This window comes from Catenuloplanes sp. NPDC051500, from assembly GCF_044454585.1.
In the GTDB taxonomy this organism is placed as follows: Bacteria; Actinomycetota; Actinomycetes; order Mycobacteriales; family Micromonosporaceae; genus Catenuloplanes.
In genome coordinates, this window is sequence record NZ_JBITDX010000002.1 from 159,389 (window position 1) to 175,855 (window position 16,467).

The 16,467-nt window shown below is 70.1% G+C and carries 18 protein-coding genes; 5 read left to right on the forward strand and 13 right to left on the reverse strand.

Annotated elements, in window-relative coordinates:
• Positions 1-39 precede the first annotated feature (39 nt).
• On the forward strand, positions 40-984 hold the full coding sequence (locus ACIA8K_RS03890; RefSeq protein ID WP_396054672.1) for an SDR family NAD(P)-dependent oxidoreductase: 945 nt from the start codon (positions 40-42) through the stop codon (positions 982-984).
• Between the two features lie 40 nt (positions 985-1,024).
• Here the strand turns inward: ACIA8K_RS03890 and ACIA8K_RS03895 are convergent, their stop codons facing one another.
• The 11 genes from ACIA8K_RS03895 to iolC all read right to left on the reverse strand — a co-directional run bounded on the left by ACIA8K_RS03895 (position 1,025) and on the right by iolC (position 12,088).
• The gene (locus ACIA8K_RS03895) at positions 1,025-1,525 is read right to left on the reverse strand and encodes a GNAT family N-acetyltransferase (RefSeq protein ID WP_396054674.1); all 501 of its coding nucleotides are present in this window, start codon (positions 1,523-1,525) and stop codon (positions 1,025-1,027) included.
• Between the two features lie 49 nt (positions 1,526-1,574).
• The gene (locus ACIA8K_RS03900; RefSeq protein WP_396054676.1) at positions 1,575-2,564 is read right to left on the reverse strand and encodes a Gfo/Idh/MocA family oxidoreductase; all 990 of its coding nucleotides are present in this window, start codon (positions 2,562-2,564) and stop codon (positions 1,575-1,577) included.
• A complete protein-coding gene (locus ACIA8K_RS03905) occupies positions 2,561-3,715 on the reverse strand; it encodes a Gfo/Idh/MocA family protein (protein WP_396054678.1) in 1,155 nt (384 codons plus the stop codon). The genes ACIA8K_RS03900 and ACIA8K_RS03905 overlap by 4 nt, the downstream gene beginning before the upstream one ends.
• A complete protein-coding gene (locus tag ACIA8K_RS03910) occupies positions 3,712-4,575 on the reverse strand; it encodes a TIM barrel protein (protein ID WP_396054680.1) in 864 nt (287 codons plus the stop codon). Before ACIA8K_RS03910 ends, ACIA8K_RS03905 begins: the two co-directional genes overlap by 4 nt.
• Positions 4,576-4,586: 11 nt before the next feature.
• Positions 4,587-5,474, reverse strand: a complete 888-nt coding sequence (locus ACIA8K_RS03915) for an ATP-binding cassette domain-containing protein (RefSeq protein ID WP_396054682.1) — start codon at positions 5,472-5,474, stop codon at positions 4,587-4,589.
• Between the two features lie 2 nt (positions 5,475-5,476).
• The gene (locus ACIA8K_RS03920; protein WP_396054684.1) at positions 5,477-6,523 is read right to left on the reverse strand and encodes an ABC transporter permease; all 1,047 of its coding nucleotides are present in this window, start codon (positions 6,521-6,523) and stop codon (positions 5,477-5,479) included.
• Positions 6,523-7,482, reverse strand: a complete 960-nt coding sequence (locus ACIA8K_RS03925; protein WP_396054686.1) for a sugar ABC transporter substrate-binding protein — start codon at positions 7,480-7,482, stop codon at positions 6,523-6,525. Before ACIA8K_RS03925 ends, ACIA8K_RS03920 begins: the two co-directional genes overlap by 1 nt.
• Positions 7,483-7,574: 92 nt before the next feature.
• Positions 7,575-9,440, reverse strand: coding sequence for a 3D-(3,5/4)-trihydroxycyclohexane-1,2-dione acylhydrolase (decyclizing) (gene iolD, locus ACIA8K_RS03930; protein WP_396054688.1), 1,866 nt, complete (start codon positions 9,438-9,440; stop codon positions 7,575-7,577).
• The gene (gene iolB, locus ACIA8K_RS03935; RefSeq protein WP_396054690.1) at positions 9,437-10,264 is read right to left on the reverse strand and encodes a 5-deoxy-glucuronate isomerase; all 828 of its coding nucleotides are present in this window, start codon (positions 10,262-10,264) and stop codon (positions 9,437-9,439) included. The genes iolD and iolB overlap by 4 nt, the downstream gene beginning before the upstream one ends.
• A complete protein-coding gene (locus ACIA8K_RS03940) occupies positions 10,261-11,148 on the reverse strand; it encodes an aldolase (protein WP_396054692.1) in 888 nt (295 codons plus the stop codon). The genes iolB and ACIA8K_RS03940 overlap by 4 nt, the downstream gene beginning before the upstream one ends.
• Positions 11,141-12,088 (reverse strand): 5-dehydro-2-deoxygluconokinase, encoded by a 948-nt coding sequence (gene iolC / locus ACIA8K_RS03945; RefSeq protein ID WP_396054694.1) that lies wholly within the window; start codon positions 12,086-12,088, stop codon positions 11,141-11,143. The genes ACIA8K_RS03940 and iolC overlap by 8 nt, the downstream gene beginning before the upstream one ends.
• A gap of 113 nt (positions 12,089-12,201) precedes the next feature.
• Here iolC and ACIA8K_RS03950 point away from each other — a divergent pair, with 113 nt between their 5' ends.
• Positions 12,202-12,939, forward strand: a complete 738-nt coding sequence (locus ACIA8K_RS03950; RefSeq protein WP_396054696.1) for a GntR family transcriptional regulator — start codon at positions 12,202-12,204, stop codon at positions 12,937-12,939.
• On the opposite strand, the gene ACIA8K_RS03955 is transcribed toward ACIA8K_RS03950, so the two are convergent.
• Together ACIA8K_RS03955 and ACIA8K_RS03960 are read right to left on the reverse strand one after the other, a co-directional pair.
• A complete protein-coding gene (locus tag ACIA8K_RS03955; protein WP_396054698.1) occupies positions 12,940-13,647 on the reverse strand; it encodes an HNH endonuclease in 708 nt (235 codons plus the stop codon). It abuts the gene before it with no gap.
• A gap of 35 nt (positions 13,648-13,682) precedes the next feature.
• Positions 13,683-15,053, reverse strand: a complete 1,371-nt coding sequence (locus ACIA8K_RS03960) for an AAA family ATPase (RefSeq protein WP_396054700.1) — start codon at positions 15,051-15,053, stop codon at positions 13,683-13,685.
• Positions 15,054-15,176: 123 nt separating this feature from the next.
• Between ACIA8K_RS03960 and ACIA8K_RS03965 the strand changes: the two genes are divergently transcribed.
• The 3 genes from ACIA8K_RS03965 to ACIA8K_RS03975 all read left to right on the forward strand — a co-directional run bounded on the left by ACIA8K_RS03965 (position 15,177) and on the right by ACIA8K_RS03975 (position 16,450).
• Positions 15,177-15,365, forward strand: coding sequence for a hypothetical protein (locus ACIA8K_RS03965; protein WP_396054702.1), 189 nt, complete (start codon positions 15,177-15,179; stop codon positions 15,363-15,365).
• 56 nt (positions 15,366-15,421) lie between these two features.
• Entirely contained in the window at positions 15,422-15,667 is a 246-nt protein-coding gene (locus ACIA8K_RS03970; protein ID WP_396054704.1) for a hypothetical protein, read from the forward strand.
• 93 nt (positions 15,668-15,760) lie between these two features.
• Positions 15,761-16,450 carry a VOC family protein gene (locus ACIA8K_RS03975; protein WP_396054706.1) on the forward strand — a complete coding sequence of 230 codons (690 nt, stop codon included), beginning with the start codon at positions 15,761-15,763 and terminating at the stop codon, positions 16,448-16,450.
• Positions 16,451-16,467: the final 17 nt, after the last annotated feature.

A 16,467-nucleotide genomic window follows, 5' to 3' on the forward strand; every position in this document is an offset into this window, starting at 1 on the left:
CAAGATACCGAAGGTACGTTAAAACGATGGGGGCACGACATGAGTGCGACGTGGACGACCGCGAACATTCCGGACCAGCACGGACGGGTGGCAGTGATAACCGGGGCCAACACCGGGCTCGGGTACGAGACCGCCAAGGCGCTTGCCGAGCGCGGCGCGGCAGTTGTGCTCGCCGTGCGCGACGCCGAGAAGGGAGAGCAGGCAGCGGCCCGCCTGGCCGGCAACGTGACAGTGCAGGAACTCGACCTGACCTCGCTCGACTCCGTCCGGGCCGCGGCGGCGGCGCTACGGTCCCGGCTCGGCCGGATCGACCTGCTGATCAACAACGCCGGCGTGATGCACACCCCGAAGCAGACCACCAGGGACGGCTTCGAGCTGCAGTTCGGCACCAACCACCTCGGCCACTTCGCGTTCACCGGGCTGCTTCTTGACCTGATGCTTCCGGTGCCCGGCTCGCGCGTGGTGACTGTCAGCAGCACCGGCCACCGCATCCGGGCCGCGATCCACTTCGACGACCTGCAGTCCGAGCGGTCGTACAGCCGGGTCGCCGCCTACGGTCAGTCCAAGCTGGCCAACCTGATGTTCACGTACGAGTTGCAGCGCCGGCTCGCCACGCACGGCACCACGGTCGCGATGGCAGCACACCCCGGCCTGTCCGGCACCGACCTGGCCCGCAACACCCCTGCGGCCCTCCGGCTTCCGCTCACCTGGCTCGCGCCGCTGATCACCCAGAAGCCGGCGATGGGCGCGCTGCCCACCCTGCGCGCCGCCACCGACCCCGCCGCGCTCGGTGGGCAGTACTACGGTCCCGGCGGGCGCAACGAGATCATGGGCTACCCGCGGCCTGTCGCCTCCAGCCCGGAGTCGTACGAGGTGGCCGTCCAGCAACGACTGTGGGCCGTCTCCGAGACCCTCACCGGGGTGACGTTCCCCGCCGTCGCACCCGCACCGAACGCGTTCCCCGCCGGCTCGGCCGCCAGGTAGGGATCCGGCACCGGCAGAGCGGGAAGAGGGTTGTCGCTGGTCAGGGGGTTAGCGTGTGCTGCATGAAGAGGGTGCTGAGCCAGCGGTCGTGCTTGAAGCCGACATCGGCGAGGCGGCCGGCGTCGGTGAACGCGTGGCGGCGGTGGAGGGCGACGGAGGCGTCGCCGCCGGGGTCGGAGATGACCGCGATGACCTGGTGGAGGCCGGCGGTGCGGCAGGCGTCGAGGAGGTCGCCGAGGAGCAGGGACCCGAGCCCACGGCCGGTGGCGGCCGGGTCCAGGTAGATGGTGTCCTCGACGGTGTGGCGGTAGGCGGACTTGGTGCGCCACGGGGCGACGTAGGCGTAGCCGGCGATCCGGTCCTCGTCCACCGCCACCAGGAACGGCAGGCCGCGTCCGGTGAGGTCGGCGTGCTTGCCCGCCCAGTAGTCCGCGGACGGCACGGTCTCCTCGAAGGTGGCGACGCTGTCGGTGACGTAGTGCGCGTAGATCGCGGCGACCGCGTCCAGGTCGGCGGGGACGGCGGGGCGGACGATCGGCATGCCGGCACTATACGGCTGCCCCGATCTTGAGGGATCGGGGCAGCGCGCGTCAGTGGTAGAGCTTCGGGACCGGCGGCAGTTCGACGCGCTGCGGCGTGCCGGTCTCCAGCGCGCGCACGCACGTCTGGGCGGCGAATGTCGCGGCGAAGCCGTCCCACGCGCTCGCGGCGTTGCCGGCGCCGTCCACCCAGTCCTGGAGCTCCAGCCGGTACGCCTCCGCGAAGCGCGGACGCCAGTCGGCCGGAAGCGCCCGCCCGTCGATGCCGGCGCGGCGCAGAACTGTGGGTGGCGGGCCGTCGAGCGTGACAGTGCCGAGCTCGCCGACGAGTTCCGCGCGCACGTCGTAGCCGTAGCGGGCGTTGACGAACACTTCCACGTCCGCGACCATGCCGGACTCGGTGCGCAGCAGCAGGATCTGCGGGTCGGGGGTGCCGCCGCCGAGGCTCGTGGCCCGGGGCGCGTGCACGGAGACCTCGACGATCTCCTCGTCGAAGAGCCAGCGGGTGATGTCCAGCTCGTGCACTGCCGAGCCGGTGATCACTGCGGGCCCGGGCAGGCCTGGCACCGCGGCCGGGTTGCGGTGGACACAGTGGAGGATCAGCGGCGCGCCGATCTCGCCGAGCTGGAGCACCCGCTTCATCTGCGCGTAGCCGGGGTCGAAGCGGCGCATGAACCCGACCGAGACCAGCCGGGTGCCGGCCTTGACCTCCGCGTCGACGATACGCGTGCACGCCTCGACGGTCGGGGCGAGCGGCTTCTCGCAGAGCACGGGCTTGCCGGCGGTGATGCAGGCCTGTACGTACTCCTCGTGCGTGTCGTCCGAGGAGGCGACGAGCACGGCGTCGATGTCGTCGTCGACGATCAGCTCGTACGGGTTGCCGAACACGCGCGCGCCGCCGCTCGACTGCGCGACCTCGGCGGCCCGGACCGGGTCCAGGTCGTAGACGCCGGCCACGACCGCGCCGGAGACTGACGTGTGCAGCAGCCGGGCGTGGTCGGTGCCCATGATGCCGGTGCCGATGATTCCGATGCGCTTCACAGCGACACCCACTTTCCGGTACGGACGGACTCCGACATCGCGTCCAGTGCGAGTGAGGCGGCCACCGCGTCGTCGAGCGTGGGCCCGTGCGGTGTGCCGGTCGCGATCGAGGTGAGGAAGCCGGCAGCCTCGATCACCTTCAGGTCGTCGTAGCCCATCGGGATGCCGGCGCCGGGCTGGAACGCCCGCAGGTCGCCGTGGCCACCTGTGGCGTACACCGTGCGGTAGCTCTGGTCCTGGTAGTCGGTGCCGGTGCTGACCCGCAGCTCGCCCATCCGCCGGAAGTCCCAGGAGAGCGCGCCGGTGGTGCCGTGGACCTCGAAGCCGTAGGTGTTCTGTTCGCCGACCGCGACGCGGCTGGCCTCAAGCACCGCGCGGGCGCCGGAGGAGAAGCGCAGCAGCGCGGAGACGTAGTCCTCGTTCTCCACCTCGCCGGGCGGGCCGTCCGCGCGGGAGAAGTGGCTGCCGGCGCCGGAGACCGTCGGCCGGGACGGGATGACCACCGAGGTGTCCGCGACCAGGGCGGACAGCGGACCAAGCAGATACCGGCCCAGGTCGACCGCGTGCGAGGCCAGGTCGCCGAGCACGCCGTTGCCGCCGTCCGCGCGGGTGAAGCGCCACGACAGGCCGCCGGCCGGGTGGGCCGCGTAGTCGCTGAAGAACCGGATGCGCGCGTTGGTGACGGTGCCGATCTCGCCGGCCGCGATCAGCTCCCGCGCGTGCGCCACCGCGGGTGCGGCCCGGTAGTTGAAGCCCACGGTGCTCTGCACGCCCGCTTCGGACGCGGCGAGAGCGACCGCGCGGGTGTCGGCCGAGTCCACCCCGACCGGCTTCTCGATCCACAGGTGCTTGCCCGCGGCGACCACTGCGGTGCCGATCTCCCGGTGCAGGAAGTTCGGCGCGGTGACGCTTATCGCGCCGATCCGGTCGTCGCTCAGCAGCGTGCGCCAGTCCTCCGACGCCTCCAGGAACCCGTACTGCGCGGCGGCGGAGGCGGCCCGGCCGGGCGCCGGATCGGCCACCGCGATCAGGGAGGGGATCAGCGGCAGGTGCGGATAGTGGTGGCGGACCCGCTGGTAGGAGCGGGTGTGTACCTCGCCCATCCAGCCGAAGCCCACCACGCCGACACCGATCCGGTCGGACCCGGTCACACGTTCTCCTTCAGATAGTTCACGCTGCGCCGCACGTCGTCGGCCGGGCCCTCGCCCGCGGGTGGCACCTCGGCGAGCGCGCAGTCCTGTTCCAGCACGTACCAGCCCCGGTAGCCCGCGGCCTCCAGGCTCCGGATTATGCCGGGTATGTCGAGGTCACCCGCGCCGAGCGGCCGGTAGAGCCCGGCCCGCACCGCGTCGAGGTAGGCCAGGCCGCGGCCGGCGACCGCGGTGTCCACGTCCTTGAGGTGGACGTGCGCTATCCGGTCCGCGGCAAGCGCGATCAGCTCCTCCGGCCGCATGCCGCCGAGCAGCAGGTGGCCGGTGTCCAGGCAGATCGGCACGTCGCTGCCGGCCAGCAGGCGCAGCACCGCGTCCCGGCTCTCGATCGCGGTGCCGACGTGCGGGTGCAGCGTGGGCAGCAGGCCACGCTCGCGGGCCAGATCCTGAAGCGTCGCGAGCGTGGCGAACAGCCGCGTCCATTCGGCGTCGTCGAGCGGCACGGCGTTGTCGTAGCTGCCGTCGGCGGAGCGGGCGGCGAGGACGACAACTGTGGCGCCGGCCGAGGCGAGCGTGTCCATCGCGGCCGCGGCCTCCTCCAGGTCCGCGGGGGTGGCGATGTGCATCGGCACGGGCAGGAAGCCGCCGATCAGGCGCAGGCCGCTGTCATCGAGCAGTTTCCGCACCTCGGCCGGGGTCTTCCCGAGGTAGCCGGTCGGGCCCAGCTCGGTCGCCGCCAGACCCAGGCCGCTCATCTCCTGCAACACCCGGCCGGCGGGCAGTTCCAGCCCCCAGCCGGGCGCCTCACAGACACCCCAGGAAATGGGCGCGCCACCGATTCGCTCCGCCGTCGCGGTCATCCCGTCGCCTCCTATTTCGCCGTTTCGCCTGCGCCCGGCTCGCGGGCCAGCTCGTGCGCGAGGTCGTCCAGCTCGGCGCCGCCGGCCATCAGCCGGGTCAGCTCCGCAAGCGAGATCTCGGACTTCGCCCGGTCGCCAAGGCTCTTACCACGGTTCAAGATCAAGAACCTGTCGCCGATGGGGTACGCGTGGTGCGGGTTGTGGGTGATGAAGATGACCCCCAGCCCCTTATCCCGTGCGGCAGCTATGTACCGCAGCACCACACCTGCCTGCTTCACGCCGAGCGCCGAGGTGGGCTCGTCGAGGATGAGCAGGCGCGCGCCGAAGTGCACCGCGCGCGCGATCGCCACCGACTGCCGCTCGCCGCCGGAGAGCGTGCCGACCGGCTGGTCCGGGTCGCGGATGTCGATGCCCATCTCGCCGAGCTCGCGCCGGGTGGTCTCGAGCGCCCGGCGGCGGTCGAACCGCCGGAACGGCCCCCACCCCTTCGTCGGCTCGGAGCCGAGGAAGAAGTTCCGCCAGATCGCCATCAGCGGGACCATCGCCAGGTCCTGGTAGACGGTGGCGATCCCGGCGTCGAGCGCGGCGCGCGGGTTGCCGAGCCGCACCGGCGCACCGTCCATCAGCAGCTCGCCGCCGTCCGGCCGGTACACGCCCGACAGGATCTTGATGAGCGTGGACTTGCCGGCGCCGTTGTCGCCGAGCACGCAGGTGACCTGGCCGGCCCGGACCGTGGTGGAGACGCCGGACAGCGAGATGACGCTTCCGAACGTCTTGGTCAGCTCCCTGATCTCCAGGAGAGGGGCGCCGTTCTCCGGCAGCGGGGCGCCGTTCTCCGGCAGAGCGGAGCTGTCGACTGTCGCACCTGAGCTGCCTGATTCGCTCGCGAGTTCGCTCACGGCTACCTCCTCGACTGTTCGGCGAAGCGGCGGATGTACTGGTTGGTCAGCACCGCGAGCAGCAGCATCGCGCCGAGGAAGAACTTGAACCAGTCCGCGTCCCAGCCGGCGTAGATGATGCCCTGCGCGGTCATCCCGAAGATCAACGCGCCGACCGACGCCCCGACCACCGAGCCGAAGCCGCCGGTCAGCAGGCAGCCGCCGATCACCGCCGCCACGATGAAGATCAGCTCCTGCCCGAAGCCGGCCTGCGCCTGGATCGAGGTGAGCCGCACGATCTGCGTGGTGCCGGCGAACCAGGCCGCGAACGACGTGGTCATGAACAGCACGATCGTGGTGCGCTGGACCGGCACGCCGACGTTGCGCGCGGCGGTGAGGTCGCCGCCCACAGCGAAGATCCAGTTCCCGAAGCGGGTACGCAGCAGCACCCAGGAACCGACCGCCGTGGCCACGATCCACCAGAGGATGGCGATCTGGAACCGCGCCCCGGCGATCGTGAACTCACTCGCGAAGATCTTCTGCAGCACGTCGTACCCGACGATGCGGTTGAAGTTGTTGACCTGCACGGTGTTGGTGACAAGCTTCGTCACGCCCAGGTTGAGCCCCTGGAGCATCAGGAACGTGCCGAGCGTGATGATGAAGCTCGGCAGCCCGGTGCGGACCACCAGATAGCCGTTGATGAAGCCGATCGCCAGGCAGACAAGCAGCGACAGCAGCAGCGCGACCCAGGTGTTGAGGCCGTAGTAGGTGGTCAGGATGCCGCTGGTGATCGCGGCCGTGCCCATCTGCACGCCCGCGGACAGGTCGAAGTGCCCGCCGATCATCAGCAGCGCGACCGCCACGGCCATGATCCCGTAGGTCGACGCGACGTCGAGCCAGTTGGCCACGCCGTCCGGCGACCGGAACACGCTCGAGAGCGACGCGAAGAAGACGAAGACCAGCACGGCGCCGATCAGCCCGCCCAGCTCCGGCTTGAGCAGCAGCCGCTTGACCAGCCCGACGCGGGCGACGCGCTCGTCGCCCGCGCCGGTCAGTGCAGCGCTGGTCATCAGCGGTTTCCGGCGGCCGCGAGCTCGGCGACCTGTGCCGCGTTCTCCTTGGTCACCAGCGCGGGGCCGGTGAGCACCTGCTGGCCGCCGCCGAGCACGTTCAGGTTCGACTTGTACTGGGTGAGCATGGTGACGGCCAGGTAGCCCTGCAGGTACGGCTGCTGGTCCACCGCGAACAGGATCTTGCCGTCCTGCACCGCCTTCGCGACCTCGGCGTTCAGGTCGAAGGTGGCGAGCTTCGCGGGCGAGGCGGCCTCGGCGATGCCTGCGGCGGCCACGTTCGCGACCGGGCCGCCGAGCGTGACGACGCCGTCGATCGCGCTGTCCGCCTGCAGCTTCGCCTTGATCGTCGCCTGCGAGGCCTGCAGGTTGTTGATGTCCACCTGGAGGTTCTGCAGCTGGCCGCCGAGCGTGGAGGCGACCGCGGCGCAGCGCTCCTCAAGGCCCACGTTGCCGGCCTCGTGGATCACGCAGACCACGTTCTTGACGCCCTGCTTCTTCAGCTCCGCGCCGACCGCCTCGCCCGCGACCTTCTCGTCCTGGCCGATGTGGGTGAGCGCGCCGAACTCCTTCGAGCGGGCCGCGCCGGAGTTGATGGTGATGACCGGGATGCCGGCCGCGACCGCCTTCTCCACCGACGCCTTGAGCGCGTCCGGGTTCGCCATCGAGACGACCAGGCCGTCGACCTTCTGGTTCACCGCCGCGTCGATCAGCTGCGCCTGCTTCTGCGGGTCGCCGTCGCTGCTGTACTGGATGGTGTCGCCGAGGTCGCCGCCGGCCTTCTCGACGCCGTTCTTGACGATGCTCCAGAACGCGTCGCCGGCCGCGCCGTGCGTGACGACCGCGATCTTCAGCCCGTAGGTGCCACCGCCCTTGCCGGAGGTGTCATCGTCATCACGGTTTACCGCGTTCTCGTTCGAACAGGCGGCGGCCGTCACAAGGAGGGCCAGGGCAGCCACGGAAGCCCCGACCCGGTAAAGAGCCTTCATTACTCATGGTCCTCTCAGGAATACAGCGCGCAACACGCGGTGTGCCCTCCGCGTACGCACGGTTACATGTAGTGACGTTGGGCGCGTTTGCCCTCCCGGTACCGTGCGTGCGCGTCGCGCACGGTGTTCAAGGTAGATGAGGCCGCTACCGGCACATCCCACCACGATCCACTTCCCGGCGAATCCTGGTACGGATCTGCGTCGACATGCACCACGATGACGCCTTCGGCCTTGCGTGCCTCGGCCAGCGCGCCGGTCAGCTCGTCGATCGACGTGGCGCGTATCACCTCGCACCCGAGGCTTCGCGCGTTCGCGGCCAGATCGACAGGAAGCGTGTTCCCGGCCAACCGGCCGTCGCCGTCCCGGAACCGGTAGGCGGTGCCGAACCGCTGCGCGCCCACCGACTCGGACAGCCGGCCGATCGAGGCGTACCCGTGGTTCTGCACCAGCACCACGATCAGCTTCACCCGCTCCTGCACGGCGGTGACCAGCTCCTGCGCCATCATCAGGTACGAGCCGTCGCCGACCAGCACGAACACCTCGCGGTCCGGGGCGGCGAGCTTCACGCCGAGCCCACCGGCGATCTCGTAGCCCATGCAGGAGAAGCCGTACTCCACGTGGTAGCCCTTGGGGTCCCGAGTACGCCACAGTTTGTGCAGGTCACCGGGCATCGAGCCGGCGGCGCAGACCACCACGTCCCGGGGCTCGGCCGCGTCGTTCACCGCGCCGATCACCTCGGTCTGCGCGGGCAGCGGCGTGTGGCCCAGGTGGTAGGCGCGTTCCACTGTCGCGTCCCACTCGGCCGCCAGCCGGCCCGCCCTCTCCCGGTACGCGTCTTCCGTCCGGTAGTCGGCCAGAGCCTCGGTCAGCTGGATAAGCGTTTCCCGTGCGTCGCCCACAACTGACGCACCCGAGTGCTTCGCCGCGTCGAACGCCGCGACGTTGATGTTCACGAACCGCACGCCCTCCGCCGCGAACGCGGTCCGGGACGCGGTGGTGAAGTCGCTGTACCTGGTGCCGATGCCGATCACCACGTCGGCCTCGCGGGCCAGCTCGTTCGCGGCCGGGGTGCCTGTAGCGCCGACCGCGCCCACGCTGAGCGGGTGGTCGTAGGCGAGCGCGCCCTTGCCTGCCTGCGTCTCCGCCACCGGGATGCCCGTCGCCTCGGCGAACAGTCTCAGTGCCTCGGTCGCCTCGGAGTAGATCACGCCGCCGCCGGCCACGATAAGCGGCTTTATCGCATTTTTCAGGACTTCGACGGCACGGGCCAGCGCAGCCGGCTCCGGCACCTGGCGCGCCACGTGCCAGACCCGGTGCGCGAACAGCTCGTCAGGCCAGTCCCACGCCTCCGCCTGCACGTCCTGCGGCAGCGCGATCGTCACCGCGCCGGTCTCCACCGGGTCGGTAAGCACCCGCGCCGCGTTCAGCAGCGCGGACGGCAGCTGCTCCGGCCGCCACACCCGGTCGAAGTACCTGCTCACCGGCCGGAACGTGTCGTTCACCGAGATGTCGCCGGTGCGCGGGTCCTCAAGCTGCTGCAACACCGGATCCGCGACCCGGGTGGCGAACACGTCACCGGGGAACAGCAGCACCGGCAGCCGGTTCACGGTCGCCAGCGCCGCGCCGGTCACCATGTTCGTCGCGCCCGGCCCGATCGACGACGTGCAGGCGAGCGTGGACATCCGGTTCCGCATGCGGGCAAAGCCGGCCGCCGCGTGCACCATGCCCTGCTCGTTGCGGGCCTGCCGGTACGGCGCCGCGCCCGGGTCGGTCAGCTCCGCCTCAAGCAGCGCCTGCCCGAGCCCGGCCACGTTCCCGTGCCCGAAGATGCCGAACCAGCCGTCGATCAGTCGGTGCTCGACGCCGTCCCGCTCGGTGCGCTGCGCGGCCAGGAACCGGACCACTGCCTGCCCCACTGTCAGTCTCATGCCACGCCCCCGCTTGTGAACGGCAGTCTGGGATCGATCGGCTGATCAGCCCAGGTGTCCCGGACCCAGGCGTGCTCCGGGTCGTCGCGGATCAGCCAGGCGCGGGCGCCCGGCCCGGCCATCACGTTCAGGTAGTACAGGTGGTAGCCGGGCGCGGCCATCGACGGGCCGTGCCAGCCGTGCGGGACCAGCACGATCTCGCCACTGCGCACCTCGGTCAGCACGTCGATCGGGCGCTCCGGCGTGCCGTACACGCGCTGGTAGCCGGGCCCGCCGTTCGCCACCTCGAAGTAGTAGACCTCTTCGAGCACCGACTCGCCGTCACGGTCCTCGTCGTGCTTGTGCGGCGGATAGGACGACCAGTTCCCGCCGGGCGTCAGCACCTCGCACGCGATGATCCGGTCCGCATCGAGCACACCTGGCACGCCGAAGTTGTGCACCTGCCGGGAACAATTCCCGGCGCCACGCAACTCGACCGGGACGTCGGCCACCGGGACGTACCGGAAAGGCATTTTTGTCGTTGCTCTTGCGCTCGCCAGAGCGATTCTTGCCTTTCCCACCGCGGTGACTGTGAGCCGCGTGCCGATCGGCACATAGGCGACATCTGTCGGCCCGTCGAAGACATCGGCGCGCCCCGCCAGTTCAGCCCTGTCCCCATCCGCCGTCGACACAGAACAAGAGCCTTTCAGCGGTACGGTAATCAGCTCCGTATCGGCCGTGTCCATCGCATAGGTGTCACCGTCGTCCAGCTCCACGATCCGCAGACCGGAATAGGCCCAGCCGGCGGACTCCGGCGTCAGATCGGTGACCACACGCGCGCTCATGCCGCCACCTCCGCGCCGCGCACGAGCGCCACCGCCGAGTCGACCGCGGACGCGACATCCCCGTCCGGCGGGTAGAGCAGCGCGCGCCCGACCATCAGGCCGCGCACGCCCGGCACGGACAGCGCCCGGCCCCAGCGCGCGTAGGTCTCCTCCGGGTGGCCGGACGGATCGCCGCCGAGCAGCAGCGCGGGCAGCGTGGTCGCGGCCATCACTGTCTCCATGTCGTCCACCACCGGCAGCTTCAGCCAGGTGTACGCGCTGGTCCCGCCGAGCCCGGCCGCGATCGCCACGGACCTGGCGACGGCCGCGGCGCTCAGATCGTTTCCCACCTTCCCGTCGACGCGGCGGGACAGGAACGGCTCGACCATCGCCAGCTTGCGGTGCGCGGCCAGGTCGTCCACGGCCCTCGCGGCAGACTCGAGCGTGCGTACCGTGGCCGGGTCGTCGGGGTCGATCCTGACAAGCATCTTGCCGCCGTCGAAGCCCATCCGCGCCACGGCCGCGGCGTCGTAGCCGGTGAAGCGGTCGTCCAGCTCGAAGACGGAGCCGTGCAGGCCGCCGCGGTTCATCGAGCCGATCGCGACCTTGCCGTCAAGCGCACCGAGCAGCAGCAGGTCCTCGAGCACGTCCGCGGTGCCGAGCACGCCGTCCACGCCAGGCCGGGCCAGCGCGGTGACCAGGCGGGAGAGCAGCTGGTAGCGGTCGGCCATCGCGGTGGCGTCGCCGCGCACGCCGAGCGCGCCACGGGCCGGGTGATCGGCCGCGACAAGCATCAGGCGGCCGTCGGTCATGGTCCTGTCGCGTCTCACCCGCTTCGCCGCCGCCTCCGCGATCGCGTCCGGGCGGGTGGCGCGCAGCTCACGCAGCATCTCGAAGTCAGGCATGGTTCCGCTCCAGCGCGCTCTCTACCTCGTCGGTGGTGGGCATGGCGGTGGAGCACTCCAGACGGCCGGCGACGATCGCACCCGCCGCGTTCGCGAAGCGGATCAGCCGCTCCAGGGGCCAGCCGTTAAGCAGGCCGTGGCAGAGCGCGCCGCCGAAGCCGTCACCGGCGCCGAGGCCGTTGACCACGTCGACAGGGGTGGGCGGGACGCGTACCGCCGCGTCAGTCGTCTTGGCGAGCACGCCCTCGGGGCCGAGCTTGACGATGGCAAGCTCGACGCCCGCGCGCAGCAGCGCGTCGGCGGCCTTGTCCGGATCCGGCTCACCGGTGGCCACCGCACACTCGGTGAGATTGCCGACCGCGACCGTGACCTGCGGCAACGCTGTCCGGATCTGGGTGCCGGCCTCGTCTGGCGAGTCCCAGAACATCGGCCGGTAGTCGAGGTCCAGGACGGTGAGCGGCCGCCTGCCCCTGGCCGCCCAGGCCACGTGGTGCGCCTCGCGGCTGGGCTCCCGGGACAGGCCGGTCACCGTACACCAGAAGAGATCTGCCGCTTGTACGGTGTCAAGATCTAGTTCTTCGGGGCGGATGACCAGGTCCGGCGCGGTCGGCTGCCGGTAGAAGTAGAGCGGGAAGTCGTCCGGCGGGAAGATCTCGCAGAACGTGACGGGCGTGGCAAGCCCTTCGACGTCGGTCACGAACCGGTTGTCGACGCCCAGCTCGGTAAGCGTGCGCCGGACATACCTCCCGAACGGGTCAGGTCCGACGCGGGTGATCACCGCGGTGCGCCGTCCGTGCCGCGCGGCCGCCACCGCCACGTTCGTCGCGCTGCCGCCAAGGAACTTGCCGAACGTCTCCACGTCCTCGAGCCCGACGCCGGTCTGCAGCGGGTAGAGATCGACGCCGACGCGCCCCATCGTGACGACTTCGAACCCGGTCATACGGTGGGGCCCTCCCCGGTTTCCGGCGTGTTTCCGTCCCGCGAGCTTCCGCTCACCCGGCGTCGAGGTCAATACTTTGTCCTGACAAACAGGCCCGCTTGTCAGGTGACCACATGCCACTGCCCCTGATCGTCGTCGACCGCAGCCTCCCAGACCCGCTATATCTGCAGGTCAGCAGCCGTCTGGAGCAGGCCGTCGAGTCCGGCCTGCTGGCCCCCGGCGAACGCCTCCCCGACGAGATCTCGTTCGCCGCCACCCTCGGCGTTTCCCGCCCCACCATGCGCCGCGCCATCGAGGAGCTGGTCGCCGACGGCCTCCTCACCCGCAAACGCGGCGCCGGCACCCGCGTCAACGACATCCAGGTCCGCCGCCGCGTAGCCCTCACCAGCCTCCACGACGACCTCACCGCCGCCGGCCGCCACCCGTCCACCCGCGTCCTGTCCTTCGAACCCGCCGCCACCGACCGCCAGGCGAGCCGCATGCTCGGCCTCCCCGACGGCGAACACCTGGTCCACTGCGAACGCCTCCGCCTCGCCGACGGCACCCCACTCGCGATCCTCCGCAACTGGCTCCCACCCCGCTTCGCCGCCCTGACCGCCGCCGACCTGACCACCCACGGCCTCTACCACCTCCTCGGCACACGCGGCGGCCGTCCCGCCGTGGCCACGCAGCGCATCACGGCCCGCGCGGCGACCACCGCACAGGCACGCCTGCTGGAGATCGGCCCGGGAGCGCCGCTGATCTGCATGCAGCGGACCGCGTTCGACGCCGCCGGCTCCCCGGTCGAATTCGCCGACAACCTCTACCGCGCCGACCACTACGCCATCGACGTCACGGTCTACCACCGCTGATCAGGCCAGCAGCGCCTCGCGAAGCGGCTCGCTGCACAGCAGCGCGATCAGATCCGGACTGTCCGAGAAGATCACATCCGCCCCCGGTGCGGTCGCCTGGCGCAGCATCGCCTGGCAGACGTCGGCAAACGGCTGCTCCCGGATGGTCAGCACCTTCTCGGCCATCCCCGCCGCGTCACCGGCGTCACGGTCGTCACGCCAGCCGCGCAGCGCCATCGCCACCACCCGGCGGGCCTGCATCCGGCCGCGCGCGAGCAGAGCACGGTTCAGGTCGCAGACCTCGATCGTCCGCGCCCCCTTGTCGCTCAACGCCTTGTACTCGCCGACCGACAGCGACAGGAACAGATGATCGGCCGGGTCCTCCGCCGTCGGATCGATCAGCAGCGGCCGGCCATCAGCGTCGCACGGAAATCGGTCACGCTTCTGATGGCTGTTGCAGTTCGAACAGGCAAGCAGATGATTGAGCCAGTCGAAGGTCCGCAGCGGATTACGGGCGACCGGCTCGAAATGGTCAACGTCGGTCCCGTGGTTGTCGCCGCAGTACATGCAGCGCTCCCGGCCCGGCGCCATGCTGCAGAGCGCTTCCTTCACCGGCGTATAGACCGCGTTCCTCACCGATCGGCCGGACCAGAGCCTGGTCGCCAGTGAGTAGCGATCCGGACCCGGCGCCGCCCGGATCTGCCGGCTGAGCTCAGTCAGGCGCACCACAGGCCCATCCGGAAGGGCGATCCTGGACAGCCTGATCATTGCTCGGCTGACCGGTCAGTCAGCCGAGCTGCCACCTCGGCGACACGGGTCGCGGGTGAACTGGTGAGCAGGCGGGACAGGTACCCATACCGCTCGCGCTGCTCCGGCGCCGCGGTGCCGACGACAACGGCATGCTCCAGCTCGACCAGTTCACGGCGGAGGTGCTGCGCCGCGTCGGAGTACGGGGTATCCAAGCCGAACAGCTCGGAGAGAACCGCATCGTCACCGCTGCCGTAGACCACGCGCTCGTACAGATCCTCATCGACCACCGTAGGCGGTTCGTTCTCGTCGGGACCGGGAAGACGGATGAGTCCCCCGCGATCGGCGGATTGGCAGACATACGGGCTGTGCGTGGTGACGATGAACTGAATTCTCGGAAAATGCTGTTTCAGCCAGGTGCCGATGCGCTTCTGCCAGGAGACGTGCAAATGGGCATCGACCTCGTCGATGATCACCACGCCGGGCGCCATCACCCTCGGGAAGCCCGCGCTCTCGTCGATCTCGAGTTCCCCGTAGGTCTCGTGCAGTTGTTTCAGCAGATCGACCACCAGGGCGGCGACGGACCGATATCCATCGCTCATCTCCCTGAGCGGGAAGAGCCGGCCGCCGTTCTCTACCCACAGACCCTCGGAATCGAGGCTGCGTACAGCGAAACCGTCGGGGAGGAGACCGTCGCCCAGCACCGCAAGCGCGGCTTTCTTCAACTCGGCGGCACCGGGCCGTTGCTCGAGCGACCGGAGATGCCAGCCGATGAGCCAGGAAACCCCCTCCGCGAGCGAGGCGTCCTCGTGGAAGAGACTGGCCATCCGGGAAATGGGCCCGGGCGCCTGCATCAACCCCTGAACGTCCCCGGAGCCGCCCGTGAGACGACGGAATGGTCCGTATGCCGCGCAGAACCAGCCCCCGGAGCGATCGTCCCAGGGACCCAGTCGCTCGCCTTGGACCTCGTTGTCGACAGATGCCTGCAACTCAAATCCGGCGCCCGCCCTGAGGGACGACAACGCTGACATCGATGCCGACGCGTTCGGCCGCAGTGTTCCCCATCGGACCGAGAACGAGGCGAAAGAGAAGGGCAGCTCCTGACGAGCACGATCGACATCGTGATCGACGGCCACGGCAACCGTCGTACTGCCCGCGGGGCGATCGGCCGAGATCCAGCTCGGCAGGCTCGGTGCGAGCCCTCGCATGAATGGACCGCTGATGGTCAGGGCGAGTGCCCTCAGCAACGATGTCTTTCCGGAACCGTTCCGGCCGGCGATCACGGTCCAGCCGGCGTAGGTGCCGTCGGGACGGGTCAGGTCGAGATCCACCGCGCGCCGGTCGTAGAACCCGCGAACGTTCTCCACCTGGATCCGTGCGATGTACATGGTCCGACCCTAGTCGCCGGCGTGGCCCGGGCGGGGTGCCCGGGCCACGCGCCCAGGGGCTAAGTCGGCCGCCCGTCGCCGGTCTGCCTCGGCCTCGCCGACCGGGGTGGGGTCGGAGTCGCGGTGCGCGGTGGTGAGGTCGACGTCGGCGCCGACGATCTCCCCGTTGTCGGTGGGCTGGTTCTCGCTCTGGCTCTGGCGGCGACGCGGGCCGCGGCCAGACCGGCGGCGGTGTACTGCGGTTCCATTGTCATGATCACCCGGGTCCGGGTGATCATGACAATGGACGGCAATCACCCGAAGGTGTGGTGAGTTCCGTATCTGCGGGGGTACAACCCGAAGATTCCGGAATGACAGGAGCAAAGACGATGGCGGATGTGATCAGGCGGCGTCAGAACGGGGTGTTCACGGTCTCGGGGCCGGCCGGCAGTGCGCGGTACGAGCCGTTGCTTGCCAAAGGGTCGGTGCAGGCCAACGACGGTAACCACCTGTGGGAATACCTTCCGGCGGCCCACGGGGAGCGCGCGGCGGCGGTTCTCGAGGACGGGGATGCGGGCCTTTGGCCGATCCTGGAATCGTGGTATCGGGATCGACTGGAACCACAATTGCTCTGATGCTAACTCTTTCGAGGCGGTCGTTTACGACGCCGAAGGATGTGGTACTTGCGCGCCATGCTTTCCAAAGATTTGATCAAAGCGACCCGGCCGATGGCGCAATTCGACGGACTGACACTCGATGTTCTCGATCTAGGCGGTCAGGCGGCGTTCTGGCGGACCGCGCTCGGCGGTGGCATGTTGCGGCAGGAGAATGCGCTACAGCTGCGGATCGACCGGATACCGGAACGGCCGGACGCGGAGATCCTGCGTCTGCACCAGGTGGAGTCGCTGCCGCCGGACGATGCGCGGGTGCACGTGGATCTGCGGCTGCCGGGGCAGCGGCCGACGGAGCTGATCGCGGCGGGCGTGGCCGTGATCCGGCGACCGGGGGCAGATCCCTGGTACGTGCTTGCCGATCCCGAGGGCAACGAGTTCTGCGCGTTCCCGGCGACTGACGACCGGCCGCCGGGGATCTTCGAGCTGGTCGTCAAGTGCGAGTCGGCGCGGGATCTGGCCCACTGGTGGAGCGTGGTGCTCGGCGGGCGGGTGGATTACGAGGGCGAGGCGGTGTCGGTGACCGGCTCGCCGGGGTTCCCCTGGGACTACATGGTCTTCGACCCGGTGCCGGATCCCCGGCCGTCCCGCAACCGCGTGCACTGGCACGTCCAGCTGCGTGACGAGTCCCCGGCGGATCTGCTGGCGCACGGCGCGCGGCTGCTCGCCGGGCCGGAGTCGGACGCGGACGGCTGGCTGCTTGCGGATCCGGAGGGGAACCGCTTCCACGCCCGCGCGACCGGGTGACACCCTCGCCTGTGGAC

What these genes read in the sequence shown, in the direction of transcription:
- ACIA8K_RS03890 (WP_396054672.1), top strand. Translation starts at nt 40, where the DNA reads ATGAGTGCGACGTGGACGACCGCGAACATTCCGGACCAGCACGGACGG.
- ACIA8K_RS03895 (WP_396054674.1), bottom strand. Translation starts at nt 1,525, where the DNA reads ATGCCGATCGTCCGCCCCGCCGTCCCCGCCGACCTGGACGCGGTCGCC.
- ACIA8K_RS03910 (WP_396054680.1), bottom strand. Translation starts at nt 4,575, where the DNA reads ATGACCGCGACGGCGGAGCGAATCGGTGGCGCGCCCATTTCCTGGGGT.
- ACIA8K_RS03920 (WP_396054684.1), bottom strand. Translation starts at nt 6,523, where the DNA reads ATGACCAGCGCTGCACTGACCGGCGCGGGCGACGAGCGCGTCGCCCGC.
- iolD (WP_396054688.1), bottom strand. Translation starts at nt 9,440, where the DNA reads ATGAGACTGACAGTGGGGCAGGCAGTGGTCCGGTTCCTGGCCGCGCAG.
- iolB (WP_396054690.1), bottom strand. Translation starts at nt 10,264, where the DNA reads ATGAGCGCGCGTGTGGTCACCGATCTGACGCCGGAGTCCGCCGGCTGG.
- ACIA8K_RS03940 (WP_396054692.1), bottom strand. Translation starts at nt 11,148, where the DNA reads ATGCCTGACTTCGAGATGCTGCGTGAGCTGCGCGCCACCCGCCCGGAC.
- iolC (WP_396054694.1), bottom strand. Translation starts at nt 12,088, where the DNA reads ATGACCGGGTTCGAAGTCGTCACGATGGGGCGCGTCGGCGTCGATCTC.
- ACIA8K_RS03950 (WP_396054696.1), top strand. Translation starts at nt 12,202, where the DNA reads ATGCCACTGCCCCTGATCGTCGTCGACCGCAGCCTCCCAGACCCGCTA.
- ACIA8K_RS03960 (WP_396054700.1), bottom strand. Translation starts at nt 15,053, where the DNA reads ATGTACATCGCACGGATCCAGGTGGAGAACGTTCGCGGGTTCTACGAC.
- ACIA8K_RS03970 (WP_396054704.1), top strand. Translation starts at nt 15,422, where the DNA reads ATGGCGGATGTGATCAGGCGGCGTCAGAACGGGGTGTTCACGGTCTCG.
- ACIA8K_RS03975 (WP_396054706.1), top strand. Translation starts at nt 15,761, where the DNA reads ATGGCGCAATTCGACGGACTGACACTCGATGTTCTCGATCTAGGCGGT.